The sequence below is a fragment of the Brevundimonas sp. GW821-FHT10E09 genome, assembly GCF_058809375.1.
Genome location: NZ_JBXASO010000001.1, coordinates 347,971 through 361,990, shown reverse-complemented (window position 1 = coordinate 361,990; position 14,020 = coordinate 347,971). Strand labels below are relative to the sequence as shown.

Annotated in this window: 10 protein-coding genes; 7 read left to right on the top strand and 3 right to left on the bottom strand. The window is 66.6% G+C overall.

Annotation, left to right across the window (positions count from 1 at the left end; translation table 11 throughout):
• The first annotated feature begins 354 nt into the window (after nucleotides 1-354).
• The 6 genes from AC1RSI_RS01690 to AC1RSI_RS01665 all read left to right on the top strand — a co-directional run bounded on the left by AC1RSI_RS01690 (nucleotide 355) and on the right by AC1RSI_RS01665 (nucleotide 8,582).
• On the top strand, nucleotides 355-1,467 hold the full coding sequence (locus AC1RSI_RS01690; RefSeq protein WP_196066308.1) for a cytochrome P450: 1,113 nt from the start codon (nucleotides 355-357) through the stop codon (nucleotides 1,465-1,467).
• Entirely contained in the window at nucleotides 1,464-2,093 is a 630-nt protein-coding gene (locus AC1RSI_RS01685) for an alpha/beta fold hydrolase (protein WP_154725372.1), read from the top strand. The genes AC1RSI_RS01690 and AC1RSI_RS01685 overlap by 4 nt, the downstream gene beginning before the upstream one ends.
• Nucleotides 2,094-2,804: 711 nt before the next feature.
• Nucleotides 2,805-5,720, top strand: a complete 2,916-nt coding sequence (locus AC1RSI_RS01680) for a TonB-dependent receptor (protein WP_154725374.1) — start codon at nucleotides 2,805-2,807, stop codon at nucleotides 5,718-5,720.
• Nucleotides 5,721-5,785: 65 nt separating this feature from the next.
• Nucleotides 5,786-7,087: a purple acid phosphatase family protein gene (locus AC1RSI_RS01675; protein WP_154725375.1), complete on the top strand. Its 1,302-nt coding sequence runs from the start codon at nucleotides 5,786-5,788 to the stop codon at nucleotides 7,085-7,087.
• Nucleotides 7,087-7,968: a glycerophosphodiester phosphodiesterase family protein gene (locus AC1RSI_RS01670; protein WP_447941438.1), complete on the top strand. Its 882-nt coding sequence runs from the start codon at nucleotides 7,087-7,089 to the stop codon at nucleotides 7,966-7,968. The genes AC1RSI_RS01675 and AC1RSI_RS01670 overlap by 1 nt, the downstream gene beginning before the upstream one ends.
• Nucleotides 7,965-8,582: a phospholipase domain-containing protein gene (locus AC1RSI_RS01665; RefSeq protein WP_154725377.1), complete on the top strand. Its 618-nt coding sequence runs from the start codon at nucleotides 7,965-7,967 to the stop codon at nucleotides 8,580-8,582. Before AC1RSI_RS01670 ends, AC1RSI_RS01665 begins: the two co-directional genes overlap by 4 nt.
• On the opposite strand, the gene AC1RSI_RS01660 is transcribed toward AC1RSI_RS01665, so the two are convergent.
• From AC1RSI_RS01660 to AC1RSI_RS01650, 3 genes are read right to left on the bottom strand one after another with little or no spacing between them, the layout of a single operon-like run.
• Entirely contained in the window at nucleotides 8,566-11,679 is a 3,114-nt protein-coding gene (locus tag AC1RSI_RS01660; protein WP_492322688.1) for a TonB-dependent receptor, read from the bottom strand. The genes AC1RSI_RS01665 and AC1RSI_RS01660 overlap by 17 nt on opposite strands.
• 46 nt (nucleotides 11,680-11,725) lie before the next feature.
• Nucleotides 11,726-12,706, bottom strand: a complete 981-nt coding sequence (locus tag AC1RSI_RS01655) for a FecR family protein (protein ID WP_154725379.1) — start codon at nucleotides 12,704-12,706, stop codon at nucleotides 11,726-11,728.
• Nucleotides 12,703-13,206: a sigma-70 family RNA polymerase sigma factor gene (locus tag AC1RSI_RS01650; RefSeq protein WP_008261505.1), complete on the bottom strand. Its 504-nt coding sequence runs from the start codon at nucleotides 13,204-13,206 to the stop codon at nucleotides 12,703-12,705. Before AC1RSI_RS01650 ends, AC1RSI_RS01655 begins: the two co-directional genes overlap by 4 nt.
• A gap of 293 nt (nucleotides 13,207-13,499) precedes the next feature.
• On the opposite strand from AC1RSI_RS01650, the gene AC1RSI_RS01645 reads away from it, so the two are divergent.
• Nucleotides 13,500-14,009, top strand: coding sequence for a nuclear transport factor 2 family protein (locus AC1RSI_RS01645; RefSeq protein WP_197019686.1), 510 nt, complete (start codon nucleotides 13,500-13,502; stop codon nucleotides 14,007-14,009).
• The last annotated feature ends 11 nt before the right edge of the window (nucleotides 14,010-14,020 follow it).

The following is a 14,020-nucleotide window of genomic DNA, read 5'->3' as shown; positions in this document are numbered from 1 at the left end:
TTTGATCGGACGGATCGAGGGGTCGGTCCGATCATCCGCGCCCATGCGCCGACCAAGTGGTTTCATCTGTCATCGATGATCACGGATCCTGAAGCTCGCCAGTGACACGGCGCGCTGAACCTGTCGCATCGGCCGTGGCCCACAGCGCCTGTACGGCCGCCGCTCCGACCTACAGGACCAGCGATGACTACGACACGGACCGCCCCCCAGGACGATCATCCGACCACTGCGGACCAGCAACCCGCTCCGTTTCTTGAGCTATCCCCGTCAGGCGAGCCAATCCCCGTCGTCTCCTCACTGGACCTGGAGCGCGACCCCCATGGCCTGTTTCGCCAATGGCGTTCAAAGAGCCCCGTGATCCAACGAGAGGATGGGGCCTGCCTCGTTCTCCGCGCGGATGATGTCGAGCGGCTTCTCAACGATCCCAGGACGCAGCAGATCGACGGCGCTCTCTATGCGCGCATGCGCGGCGTCCCGCCGGGTCCGCTGTTCGACCTCCTGGCGACATCCGTATTGCTGTCAGAAGGTGAGGCGCATCGCCGACGACGGGCGCCCCTGTCGCGCACCTTCGCCTTCCGGGCCATCGAGTCCCTGCGCGATACGGTGCGGACGGCCGCCGAAGGCTTGATCGACGGCTTTGAAGCCGATGGCGCGGCGGACCTGGTCCAGGCGTTCTGCGCGCCCCTGCCGCCTCTGGTTATGAGCCAGCTCCTCGGCGCCCCGGCGAGCGACGCGCAAGAGTTCGCCCGGGCGGTTTACAAAGTCTCTCCCGCCTTTGCGCCGGCCCTGCCCGGCGAAGATATGGACCGAATGGTCGATGGGGCCCGTTGGCTCACAGACTATGTAAAGGCGCGTCTAGCGGACGCGGCTTCCGGCCAGACGCCCCCCGCCGCGCTGCTTGAAGACATGCTCGCCGCCATCGGCGCGGGCGATCTGACCGAGGCCGAAGCCGCCGTCCAGATCGTGACCTTGATCATCGGCGCCAGCGACACGACCCGGGGCGCACTGGCGGTGCAGGTCAGCCTTTTGGCCGAGCGCGGTGCAGACTGGTCCGACTATGGCGACAATCCTGAACTTGCGCGTGCGGCCGTGGCGGAGGCGCTGCGGTTCGAACCGCCGGTGGGCTCCTTCCCCCGGTTCTCGACAGAGGCGATCACGCTGGACGGCATGGTCATTCCGGCCGGCTATCTGGTGTCTCTGTCCACCCTCTCCGCCATGCGCGATCCGGCCCGCTTCCAGGATCCGGACACCTTCCTCATCAACCGGCAAGATCATGTTCGCTGGCACATGGCGTTCGGCGCCGGCGTGCATCGGTGCATCGGCGAGGCCCTGGCCCGACTGGAACTTGAAGAGGGTCTGATGGCCCTTTGCCGCAAGCTGCCCGGGCTTCGCCTCGCTGGACCGCCGGTCAAGGTGGAAGGTTATGCGGGGATCCGACGCATCGGCCAGTTGCAGGTGACGTGGTGACCCAGATCCACTTCAAACGATCGCGCGGCATGACATGGCGCGCCCTCGGTCTGGGGCTCGTCCTCTTGCCCGGCCTTCTCGGCTGTTCGCCGCACCCATCCCCGCTCGAAAGCCTGCCGCCCGAGCGCGCCCTGCCCAGGATCCCCATACAGGGCGGCGTCTGGCGAGAGGCTGCCCATCTTTGGTACGGCGTGATCGGCAGCGGCCCCCCTGTGATCCTGTTGCACGGAGGACTGTCCAGCCACCGGGCCTGGGGCCGACAGGTCCCCGCTCTCCTTGACGCCGGCTATCAGGTCATCCTCATTGACAGCCGGGGCCACGGCCGCAGCACCCTGGGTTCGACACCTCTGAGCTACGATCAGTTGGCCGAGGATGTCGGAGCGGTGATCGATCATCTGCAGTTGAACCGACCCGCAATCATAGGCTGGAGCGACGGCGCCATAACGGCGCTCGTGCTCGGCATGGACCGAGGCGATCAACTCGGCCCCATCTATGCGTTCGGCGCCAATATGGATCTGCAGGGTGTCCGCAAGGACGCCGGCGATGCGCCGATCCTGCGGCAGGTGGGGCCCCGCTCGCCGCCGATTATGCCGAGCTCTCGCCCGCCCCGGATTTCTCCGGGCTGACCCGGGCGGTCAGGACCATGCAGACAACGCGACTTCACTACGGCCCCGGTCAACTCGCCCTGATCCGGGCGCCCCAGGTTCTGATCGTCGCGGGCTCGGAGGATGAATTCATAACGCCGCAGCATGCCGCCTATATTGCGGACGCCATCCCGGGCGCCGGTCTTCAGTATCTGGCGGACAGCGGGCATTTCGCGCCTTGGCAGAGCCCGGAACTGTTCAACCAGTCCATGATCCGGTTTCTGAAGTCAGCCGGATACGCGCCGGACACGGCGGAGACCGAATCCGCCGCGCCAGACGGAATGGACGCGAGAACAATGGCCAGGGGCGACGCCCTGCCCCAGGCCGCAAGCGTCTGCCTCCCCGCCGCCGTCCAATGCCGGTCTCCGGCTGAACCGGCCGGGTCTCGACCGGGACGGAGCGCGGCGCCGCTTCTACATTCAGCGCCGCACCCTACGCCGAAGGCTCAGTGTGGTCCGGGCTGGACGATCCCCCTACCCTTGCGGCCCGTGCGGCATCGCGGCGCAAAGCCTCGGCACGGAGCCGAAGAAGGTTGCCGGTTCGTCAATGACGGGGCGGATCTGTATATCTGAGGTTGATTGTCCAGTACAGATTGACGACGTGCGTATGAAATATTGACGACGCCTGTCAGCTTGTTCGGGTCGTCCAGTCTCTCTGTCGTCTGCGCCTAGGCAGACCACGGGGGACTACATCATGAAAACCAAATCTCGCTATCTGGCGGCGGCCGGAGGCCTGGCGTTGATCGCGGCCTTTCCGCAATGGGCGGCGGCCCAATCGCAGTCGCAATCGACCTCGTCCGAGGCGGAAACGGCGGCGCAACCCAACCCCGCCGTCCTCGATGAAGTCGTCGTCACCGGCTATCTGCAGGGCCTGCGCCGCTCGATCGACGAGAAGCGCAACAGCGACATGATCTCGGACAGCGTCAGCGCCGACGACATGGGCAAGCTGCCCTCGTCCAACCTGACCGAAGCCGCGTCCCGCATTCCGGGCGTGTCGGCGGTCCGCAACCACTTCACCGGCGAAGGCGACCGGGTGGTGATCCGGGGCATGGCGACCGAATACAACGCCTACGCCGTCAACGGCGTGCGCATGGGCGGCACCGGATCGCCGGGCGACAACTTCTTCCGCGGGGTGCGCCTCAGCTTCCTGCCGACGTCGGGCGTGGATGCGATCACCGTCTACAAGAGCCTGCTGCCCTATATGGACGGCGACGCCATCGGCGGCACCATCGACATCAAGACGCCGACGGCCTTCGACTATGATCCGACCCACGTCGCCGGTTCGATCGAGGGCACCCTGCTGCAACAGCGCGACGACCGGACCTCGTGGGCGGCCGACGTCGCCTTCGGCAAGCAGTTCTCCGATCGGCTGGGCCTGTTCGTGACCGGCAACTACTCGGAACGCGCCTCGCAGTTCGAGCAGATCGGCAACTCCGGGGATAATATGCCCCGTAACTGGTACGGCACGGCCCAGAGCCTGGACTTCGATCCCCAGACCTTCGTGACCCGCGGTCTGGAAATGTCCACCGGCGACACGGACGTGACGCGCTGGGGCTTCAACGGCTCGCTGGACTGGCGCGGCGACAATCACGACTTCCACCTGCGTGGTCAGTACAATGAGTATGAAGAGACCCAGTTCAGGAACCGCCTCAACTTCCGCAACGAGGCCGGCACCAGCGCCTCGGCGCGCCTGGAGCAGGTCGACAAGTCGCGCGGCGACCTGACTCAGCCCGCGAACGCCGTCATCGGCTATGGCCCCAAGGGCGCCATCTACAACTACACCACCGCCCAGATCGTCGACCGCGACAAGGATGGGGTGATCACCGACGCCGACAAGGGCTCCAACGGATACTACAGCCTGAACGGCTCGTCGGGTTCATGGGATCCCAAGGGCTTCCGCCTGCGTCGCTACTGGGAAGGCGGCACGACCGAAGGCGTGCTGCAGATGGTCAACTTCGGCGGCGAAAGCCGCTTCCGCGAGTTCACCCTCGACTACGACCTGTCGCACTCGGAATCCGAGGACAATATCGTCGACAGCTACGAGATGTACTTCGGCCGCAACGCCTATCTGTGGAAGGGCAACGAAGGCGTCGAGATCGTCAGCCAGGGGGATCCGCAGTACCTGAAATGGGTGCTGAACCCCGCCGGCATGGCGGGCGTCCAGGACCTGACCCAGTACACCGCCTCCAGCCTGAGCGGCAGCTACGGCGGCGCCAAGGAAACCCTGAACCAGGCCCAGTTCAACCTGCGCTACCAGCCGACAGGCTCCTGGCTGCAAGAGGTCCGCGCCGGCGCCAAATACTACAAGTCCGAGCGTGAACGCCTGGAAGGTTCGCTGATCGACCTGGAGCCCCGGGGCACCATGGCCGGCTATTCCGCCCTGTTCGGCGAAGCGATCACCGACATGTTCGACGGCCGTTACACCGGCCAGTACCAACTCGGCCCCGTCATCGACACCGACAAGATGATGGCCGAGATCGAACGCGCCAAGGCGGGCAACTCGACCCTGCTGACGCTGAACGAGGCGGACTCGATCGACTACGCCTCGACCTGGTTCTACGACGAACAGGTGGTGTCGGCCTACGCCATGGCCACGGCTCGTTTCGGCGCGGCCGAAGTGATCGCCGGCGTGCGGGTCGAGGACACCAGCAACGACATCCGCGCCTGGACCGAAAACCCGGTGCGGGGCGAGGACTACACCACCGACACCTCGGGCTTCACCAACTGGCTGCCCTCGATCCACGTCAACTATGACGTAAGCCGGAACGCCAAGCTGCGGGCGGCGATCTGGACCAGCGTCTCGCGTCCGGACATCAAACGGATGACCTCGGTCAAGGAATACAGCTACGACGGCGATCCCGACGGCGACGGCGTGACCAACCCGACCAGCGAATGGGTGCTGACCGGCATCGTCCAGGGCAATCCCGATCTCGAGCCGATGACCTCGGTCAACTACGACCTGTCGGCGGAATATTACAACGGACGCACGGGCGCCTACTCCGTCGCGCTGTTCTACAAGGATCTGGACAAGTTCCTGTTCCGCTCCTCGTCGTCGGTCATTCGGGACGGCACGGAGGGCGAGTTCGACGATCCGTCGGGCGTGCCCGTCTCCATGCCGATGAACGGTCGCAAGGCCGAGATCCGCGGCGTCGAGATCAACGCCCGCCAGCAACTCCACTGGCTGCCGGCGCCGTTCGACGGGCTGGGCGTGGCGGCGAACGCCACCATCCAGCGCTCGGAAGCCGAAACCGGCCTGTTCTGGCACCCTGAGGGCTACACCCTGCCCTTCATGGAAACCCCCGACCACATCGTGAACCTGGAACTGTTCTGGGAGCGCAACGGCTGGGAGGCCTATGTAGCCTACAACTATCAGGACGTGTCTCTGGAAGACATCGAGGACTTCGGCAACGATCCCTATGAGCAGGACTACCACTTCGTGGACCTGATGGCGCGGCGTCAGATCACGCCGAACCTGACGGCCACCTTCAAGGTGCAGAACCTGCTGGACAACTACACCTACTTCTACACCTTCGGTGCAGGAAAGGGCGGCGTCCGCGACTACATCGAGAACGGTCGTTACCTGAGCCTGAACCTGAACTGGCGGCTCTGATCGCGCCTGCCGCTCGCGGGAGATTTCCCGCGAGCGGCGCCTTTTCCTGACATCGAGGATACTCCATGCGCCTGTCCCTGCGCCTCGCCGCGACCCTGTCCTGCAGCGTCCTGGCCTTCGCCGCCCTCCAGACCGTCCCGGCGCAAGCCCAGACGGTTTCCGCGCCCGAACGCGTTATCGTCAATCTGACCGAGACGCCCTCGACCAGCCTGGCCTTCAACTGGCGCGCCGAAGCGGGCGCGGGCGATGGTTTCATCGAATATGCGATCCTGACGCCGGGGCCGGCCTATCCGGCCCAGGCCGTTCGCCTGCCCGCACAACGCACCTCCGCCGCCTTCACGACGCGGGACGAACAGAACGTCGCCGCCGACTATTACAGCGTGCGGCTGACCGGCCTGACCCCCGACACCCAGTACGTCTATCGCGTGGGCAAGGAAGGCGCCTGGTCGCCCTGGCGCCAGGTCAAGACCGCCGCCGCCGAGGTTCGTCCCTTTACCTTCCTCTATATGGGCGACGTCCAGAACGACATCCGCTCCATGGGCGGCCTGGCCGTGCGCCGCGCCCTGCGCCAGACCCCGGACGCGGCCTTCATGCTGTTCGCCGGCGACCTGATCAACCGGGCCGACAACGACGCGGAATGGGGCGAATGGTTCGATATGGACGCCCACCGTCTGGCCGAGACCCCGTCGCTGATGACGCCGGGCAACCACGAATACATGAAGCCCCAGGGCTCGACCCCGCAAATGCTGGCGCCCCAGTGGCGGCTGCAATTCACCCTGCCCGAGAACGGCCCGTCCGACATGCTGACCGAGACCGTGTATCGGGTCGATTATCAGGGCGTGCGCATCATCTCGCTCGACGCCGACATGATCGACGAAGACCCGCAGGCTGCGCAGGATCAGTTCGCCTGGCTGGAGCGCCAACTCGCGGACAACCCGTCCCGCTGGACGGTCGTCTTCCTGCACTACCCCCTTTACTCCACCGCTCGGGGACGCAGCGGGGAAGAGTTGCAAACCGCGCTGCAGCCGGTGTTCGACCGTTATCACGTCGACCTGGTGCTGGCCGGCCATGACCACACCTATGGGCGCGGCCGCCCCCACGAACAGGGCCCGGTCTATATGGTCTCCAACGTCGGGCCGAAACAGTATCCGCTGGGCGACCTCAACTGGACCGACCGCAAGGCCAGCGGCGTGCAGGTGTTCCAGCAGGTCGAGGTGGCCGGCGACCGACTGACGGTGCGAGCCTTCACCATGGACGGCGCCCTGTACGACGCCTTCCAGCTGGACAAGCCCGGCGCGGGTCCGGCGCGTCTGACCGATCTGAAGCCGGCGACGCCGGAGCTGATCCTGCGGCGCGAGGACCAGTAGTGATCGCGCGCACCGCGATCGTCGGGCTGCTCGCGGCATGGGCGGCGGGGCTGGCGGCGACGCCGGCCCTGGCCGATCCGGTCTGCGGGCAGACCGCCGTCATGTCGCGCCTTCAGGCCGAACTGGCGAAGCCGCGCGGCGCCCTGCTGATCGCCGCACACCGGGCCGGCCACCTCGACGCGCCCGAGAACTCGCTGGCCGCCATCGACGAAGCGGTGCGCGAGGGCGCCGACATCGTGGAGATCGACGTCAAGGTCTCCGCCGACGGCGTGCCCTTTCTGATGCACGATCATACGGTGGCTCGGACCACCGGCGGCGCCGGCGAGGCCGAGAGCCTGACCTACGCCCAACTGCGTCGCCTGCGGCTGGAAGACAGTTCCGAGCCGCCCCCGACCCTAGTCGAGGCGCTTCGCAAGACGTGCGGACGGGTGCTGGTTGATCTGGACCTCAAGACGGATCGCATCGGCCCCGTGGTCGCGGCGGTGCAGGGGCTGGGAATAACGGACCAGGTCGTCTTTTTCGACTCCGACAGGGCGGTGTTGCGGGCGGTGCGTGAGCTCGCGCCGCGCGCCCTGCTCATGCCGCGCGTCAGCCGTCCCGACGGCTTGGCCGCCGCCGTCGAGGGGCTGCCGGCGGCGACGATCATTCACGGCGACCCCGAGTCTCTGACCCCGCAGCTCCGCAACGGGGCGCGGGCCATGCCGGCGCGGATCTGGGTCAACAGTCTGGGCGATGTCGATGAGGCCTTGGCGGTCCGGGCGCCCGACCTGTGTTCCCGGCTGGAGGGACTGCTGGTCCTGGACGCCAATGTGATTCAGACGGATCGGCCACGGGGCCTTCGGCGCGCCGTGAGCGACTGCGGGCTCGCGGCGCTGCCATGATCGAAGCCATGCAAAGGCGCGGGGGCCGAGCGGGCGGCGCCTTCAATCCCCGCCTGACCACGAAGACGCGCGATCTTTCCGGGTCGTGCAGCCTCTCCGTGACGGATCGCTTTGACTTCGCCCAGGATGAGCTTTTGCTGACGGTGTGCAACGCGGCCGGCGGCGATGTGGCGCATCTTCAGATCCTCGATGCGCATCAGCCGTCGGCGTCCATGGACGCCTTCAGCCTGTCGCCCGGCGATCAGGTCGAACTGATCCGGACGGCCGCCCCCTATGATCTGCGCCTGCTTGGACCCGACGGCTTCTGCAGGCGCTTCTCCGGCTGTCTGGCCGAAGACGGCCCTGTCGCGGCGCGCCTGAAAGAGCCGCGCCGAGGTCGGGGCCTGATCCTGGAGATCGTCCCGGCCGAGGACGCCTGGTTCTGCGTCAATGACGAGACGGGCCTGTGTCCCACGCGTCGCTACAGGCTGAGCGCTGGAGCGCCCTTGCGCCTGCGACTTCCGGTCCTGCCGGACGGCGCCTACGACCTGACCGTCTCGCGCCTCGGCGGCGCCTTCAGCCGAAGGTTCGCGGGCCGCCTGGCGTCGCAGGATCCGCTCAGAAGCTGCGGCTGATCGCCAGGGTCACCGTCGGCCCGGTGCGGATGTACTCCCGCAAATCCTCCGGCCCCGAGCCGAAGGTGTACCAATAGGTATGGCTGTTCAGCAGGTTGCGGATCTGAATCGACGCCAAGCCGTCGCCGCCCAACCGTCGTCGAAGGCTGATGTCCACAAAACTGTAGGCCTGTTCGTAGGGGTCGTTGGCGAAACTATCCATACCTTCGAGGAAGCCGCCCTGGCGGCTCCAGCCGGCCGCCGCCTCCCATCCGCCGCCCTGCCAGAACAGTTCGACGGACGCCAGGGTCTCGGGCGTCTCCGTAAAGGGAAGCCGATCGCCGACGCGCCAGACGATGTTGGCGTCGGCGCGGCTGACCTGCCAGGTCAGATTGGCCGTGACGCCCAGCCCATCCAGCGGGGCGGGCGCCCAGTCCAGGCCGTGGCGTATCGCCAGTTCGACCCCGCTGATCCGCGCCCGCCGACCGTTGGCGTAGGCCCGCACGGGCGTCCCGTTCTCATCCCCGCGGTCAATCAGTCCGCCGTCGCGGATCGAACTGGTTGAGGCCCTATAGAGAAAATTATGAATGTCCTTGTGGAACAGGGCCGCCGACCAGGCTGTCGATCGGCCATAGTGTTCGAGCGACAGATCATAGCCGATGGCTTCCATAGGCTTCAGGTCCGGATTGCCTTGGCGGATTTCCTGAAGGATCCAGTCCGCCTCGGGATTGACCTCGCCGTCGCGGTCGGGATCCTGATCGTAGACATACTGCCGCGCCGACGTCATTCGGGCGATGTCCGGTCGGGCGAAACTGGTCCAGATCGCCGCCCGCAAGACCTTGTCGCCCTCCAGGGCGCGCCGCAGATGCAGCGAGGGCAGGACATTGGTGAAACTGTTTCGACGTTGATCCCGTCCGTCGCCACGGAGCGCATCCAGAATGGGAAAACTCACCTTTGATCGGGTGTGCTCGACCCGCACGCCGCCCGTGATCTCGGTTCCGGCCCATCGGGCTGCGGCCATGACATAGCCGGCCGCCGCCTGTTCCTTCAGCCGGAACCTCTCGGCGTCGGCCTGGGGCTCGAACGCGGGGTCTACGGTGAAATAGGCGCTGTCGCCGCGATAGGCCCGTTCGATCTCGGCCGACATCCGTCGGCTGTCCAAGACCACGCCCAGCCGGTGGTCCCCGACATAGCGGCCGTCGAACAAGTCCGTGACCGGCGCGCCGAACAGCCCTTCCAGATCGGCCAGGGTCTCCGGACCGATCAGATCGGGGCGAGCGCCTCCCGCGCTGCGGCGGTTGGAGTGCATATAGCGCCCTCCGGCCTGGACCGACTCCAGCCAGCCGCCGGTCGGCGTATAGGTCAGACCGAACTGGGCCTGGGCCAGGGTCTCGGACGTCTGTTCCCACTCATCGCCCAGATGTCTGAAATCATAGGCGGCCGGATCCTGAACCGCCGCCATGCCGGCGGGATTGAGCCCCCACAGGCGAAAGCGCGGATCGTCGGTCTCGACCACCCGGACGCCGCGATTGCCCAGCCATTCGACGGCGTCGGTCCTGAATTCCAGGAGCGCGCCCTCGTCCAGATCATCCTGAGAGCGCGACAGCGAGACATCATAGTCGATCCGCCACGGCCCGTCCCACCGCCGTCCGCCCACGGTGATGGACGACAAGAGGCCGGATTCCCGCGTCGCTTCCCAGAACCGTCTCAGTCGGAAGCCCATTGGGTCCCACACGCCCGATGCGCCGGCCAGGCTGTAGATGGAGCGGACGTCGCGGTCGGCGTCGGTGATCCGCCCATCCCCGTCCACATCCTTCATGTCCGCAGTCGAGTAGCCGTAGATGCGCCCCAAATCCGGATCCGAACCGACCACCATCGCGTCCGGCTGCGCCAGACCGGTTCGACCGCTGTCCACCTGGACCAGCCGCTCGGTTCCCGCCAGGCCGTCGTTCCGGAAATTCAGACGGTTCCGGTACTCCTCGCCCTCGTAGCGGTTGTACTGAAGCCGCAGGTGAAGCTCCTGCTGCCCGCCTCGCCAATCCAGGCTCCCGTTCACCCCAAGGCGGCGCACCTGGGTCTCGCCGACGGCCAGTTCCATGCCCCTCATGATGAAACGGTCGAAATCCCAGCCGGTCGAATAGAAGGTGTCGAACCAGACGGGCGGCAGGTCGTCGCTCTCGCCGCCGACCATCTCGAATTGCGAGCGGGCGTCGCTCCAGTTGGCGGCGACGAAGAGGCCCAGCTGATCCGAGAGACGGCGCGAGACGGCCAAGGCCAACTTGCCCGACTTCGGTCGATCGAACCGGGTCAGCCAGCCGTTTTCCGCCGACAGCCGCACATAGTCGTGGTCGGCGTCGAAGGCCGTCGGGGTTTGAATGTCGATCAGGCCGCCCAGGGCGTCTCCGTCCAGATCGGGCGTCAGGGTCTTTCGCACGATCAGGTTCTGGATTCCTTCGGGCGGCAGATAGCTGAGGCGGACGCCACGATAGAATTTGTCCGCCCGCGACCCGGCGCCGCCCAGGCGCACGCCATTGATCCGATAGGCGTTCCATTCGGTCGACATGCCGCGGATCGTCAGGCGATCGCCTTCGCCGGTCTGGTGGTTTCTGACGGCGTTGACGCCGGGCAGACGCGCAAGGCTTTCCGCCAGATTGTTGGTGGGCAGCAGGCCCTGGTCGTCGACGCTGACCACATCGCTGACGCCGTCATAGGCCCGTTTAATCTCCAGAGCCTCCTGGAGGGCCCCTTTGCGGCCCAGGACCACCACCTCCTCCAGCTGGGTCACGGTCGTCGGCGCCGGCGCAGCCTGCGCCCGCTCGATGATCAGGGTCTCGCCGACGATGCGGCCCTGCAGGTCCGGATGGGGGGCCAGCAGCCGGGTCAGGGCGTTCCAGGCGGTGGTTCGGCCTTGCCACTGCGCTGTGCGACGTCCGTTCATCAGATCGGCGTCGGCCAGAACGGCCATGCCCGATTGCCGGGAAAGATCACGCAGGGCCTGGGCAAGAGGGCCGCTGGAAATCCGAAACCTGTGCGGGGTCTGGTCGGCGGCGGCGGCGAACGGGGCCGGGGCCGGGGCTTGAGCCGCGGCGCCGCCCGCCGCAAGCCACAGGCTCGTCACCGCTGCTGCGCTCCAAAACCTTGCGCGGCCCGCCCACATCCTGGGTTCACCGATCGATCAGCAGACGGCCGGAGGCGTCCCTGCGAAGCGTCAGATCCTGCATGTCCGCGACCACGCTCAGGACGTCCTGCGGTCGAGAAGCGGCGAACCGCCCGCTGATCCGGCGTCGGCTCAGGGCGGGATCGGCGAGTTCGGCCTGAAGGCCGGGCGATCGGCGTTTCAACTCGATCAGCAGATCGGCCAGGCTCATATTGTCCGCGTCGATCCATCCCTCGGTCCAGTCCGGCGCCCTGACCTCCGGGTCCAGGCGTTCGATCGCCCCGGCTCGGGCAGTCGCGCCGTCGCTCAGCAGTCGACCGCCTGCATTCAGCACCTGGCCGCGCTCGGGGTGGTTCAAAGGGACCACCTCGACCCGGCCTTCCAGGACCGTCACCTCCACCGCGCCGCCGCTGCGTTCATCGACGTTGAAGCGCGTGCCCAGGGCCGTGATTCGATGTGTGGTCGTGATGACCGAGAAGGGGCGTCTGGCGTCCTTGGCCACCGAGAAGAACCCTTCCCCGCTCAGCCAGACGTCCCGCCGTTCCGGGCCGAAGGCCGTGCGGACCCGACTGTCGCCGTTCAGCTGGACCGAAGAGCCGTCGTCCAGCGCCGCTTGAAGGCTGCGTCCCGCCGTTCCCTCCAGCCTCTGTTCGACCAGGGCGGGCTGGGACGGCCATATCAGCACGGCGAGCGTCACGGAGGCCGCCGCCAGCATGCCGCCGGCCCAGAGGGATGGCGAGAGTGGAAGGGGCCGAACCCGCCAGGCGCGCCGACGCCGGCCCGCTTCAGCCGCCAGTGTTGCGCTGGCGGCCGCCAGGGCCGGATCGGCGAGCAACCGCTCCTGGGCCTCCAGCAGTCGGGCGCGCTCCGGCGCTGCGGTCAGCCAGGCGCGCAGCGCCTCGTCCGCCGCGTCGTCCATTTCGCCGTGACGCCGACGGTCGGCCCAAAGGGCGGCCTGTTCTTCGGAGACGCGCGCAGAATTCTTCATCGCGCACGCTCCATGTCCACCGCCTTGCGCACTTCGAGGGCGGCGCGACTGAAGTGTTTTTGGGCGGCCTCGACCGAGATGTTCAGCCGCGCGGCGATCTCCGGATAGCTGAGATCGGCGGACTGGCGCAAAACAAAGACTTCTCGCCTGAGCCGGGGCATGCGCTGAAGCGCGCGGGTGAAAAGGTCCGCTCTCTGCTTCATGTCGAGAACTTCGAACGGGGAGGGCGCGTCCGAGGCCGCCGCGTCGTCGATCGGTTCGTTCACATCCGGGGCGCCGGGGCGCCTCTGATCGCTGAGCAGATTGAGCGCGACCCGAAAGGCGTAGGCCACCGGATCCTTCAGCGGCGTGGCCCGGGATCGGGCCAGGACGCGGGCGTAAGCCTCCTGGCTGATGTCGTCGGCGTCGGCGTCGTTGTGGACCCGGCTGCGGACAAAGGCGCGCAGACGCACGGCGTTCTTCGCCAGCAGCCGCCCCGCACTCAGATCCTGAACAGACATCCTACCCCCGCGGGCGCACCCGTTGGGCCGCGCTTTTACGGCTCAACGATGACGGTGCGAAAACAGTCCGACGAATAATCGAGCGGCGGAACGACCTGGAGCATTGCCTAAGCTTAACTTGATAGGGGCGCGCCGCAGACGGCATGTGAATACCGTCATGGGGCTGACGCGGGCTTTGTTGCTCACCTTCGCCATTTTCCCAGGCCCATGGCGACACAGGATCGCCTTCTGCAGTTGTGCTGCCGGCGCCTGACCGGCGAAGAGTCCACCCGCCCATTTTGGAGAAGTGTTTCGTGAGCTCTGAAATCAAGACGCTTGTTGCAGGCTTTATCGCGCTCGGTTTGACGGTGGGCGCGGCCCCTACCATGGCAGCAGGTCGCCCTGACCTGCGATCCCAGGTCGTTGCAGCGGACGCCCGTCTCTTCGAGTTGTTCATGGAGCGGTGCGACCCCGCCGCCCTCCGCGCCATGGTGACCGACGACTTCGAATTCTTTGATGACCGCGGCGGCCTGGTCGCGACAGACGGTGACGCTTTCGTCGCCCAGTACGCCACGCGCTGTAAGGGTCGAGATGCTCCGGACGCGTGGCGGTCGCGCCGGGAAGCCTTGGACGAAACCGTCGCCGTCTTCCCGATAGAGCAGTATGGCGCCGTCGAAACCGGCGAGCATGTCTTCTATGAACGTCAGGGCGACGGCGAAGAGAGCCGTGTCGGCCGAGCTCGATTTGCTCAAATGTGGAAGCTCGAAGGCGGTTCTTGGAAACTGGCCCGCGTCTTCAGTTACGATCACGGACCTTTGCCCTAGGCAACGACGCG

Coding starts and splice junctions, on each gene's coding strand:
- AC1RSI_RS01680 (WP_154725374.1), top strand. CDS start 2,805: ATGAAAACCAAATCTCGCTATCTGGCGGCGGCCGGAGGCCTGGCGTTG.
- AC1RSI_RS01675 (WP_154725375.1), top strand. CDS start 5,786: ATGCGCCTGTCCCTGCGCCTCGCCGCGACCCTGTCCTGCAGCGTCCTG.
- AC1RSI_RS01665 (WP_154725377.1), top strand. CDS start 7,965: ATGATCGAAGCCATGCAAAGGCGCGGGGGCCGAGCGGGCGGCGCCTTC.
- AC1RSI_RS01655 (WP_154725379.1), bottom strand. CDS start 12,706: ATGAAGAATTCTGCGCGCGTCTCCGAAGAACAGGCCGCCCTTTGGGCC.
- AC1RSI_RS01650 (WP_008261505.1), bottom strand. CDS start 13,206: ATGTCTGTTCAGGATCTGAGTGCGGGGCGGCTGCTGGCGAAGAACGCC.